The sequence below is a fragment of the uncultured Jannaschia sp. genome, assembly GCF_947494025.1.
GTDB lineage: Bacteria > Pseudomonadota > Alphaproteobacteria > Rhodobacterales > Rhodobacteraceae > Jannaschia.
Genome location: NZ_CANLTQ010000165.1, coordinates 1 through 365 on the forward strand (window position 1 = coordinate 1; position 365 = coordinate 365).

Below are 365 nucleotides of genomic sequence, written 5' to 3' on the forward strand. Positions count from 1 at the left end.
CACCCCCATCGCGTCGGAGACCAGTTCGGAGGCCCGATGAAGAAGCTCGTCGATCCTGTCGCAACGAAAGGCGAACAAGCCGAAATCGGCAAGCGCCGCACGCTGCGATCGCAGTTGTTCCTCCGGCGTCCGGGTTTCCCCTTCTGTCATCCGTGGAGCACTCCCCTGACCAGCCTGCCGGAGCGCCGCTATCTGGAAGTGGAGATCGCCAGACCGCCCCGAAGCGTGGGAAGAATGCGACGTCGATCTGTCGGTTACAAGTTTGTTCCAGTGTATGGCCGCGCACTTCAGGACCTGCTGCCTTCGTCCGGGTCAGGGCGGTTCGGCAACGCCCTGCCCAGGGCCAGCAACCGCCGCTCCGTCTC

General features: G+C 64.1%; 1 protein-coding gene. It reads left to right on the forward strand.

The genetic code is table 11. The annotated features are described in order from the left end of the window. Positions 1–36: 36 nt before the first annotated feature. A partial coding sequence (locus tag Q1B08_RS21790) for a hypothetical protein (RefSeq protein WP_299823589.1) occupies positions 37–365 on the forward strand: 329 nt, incomplete at its 3' end.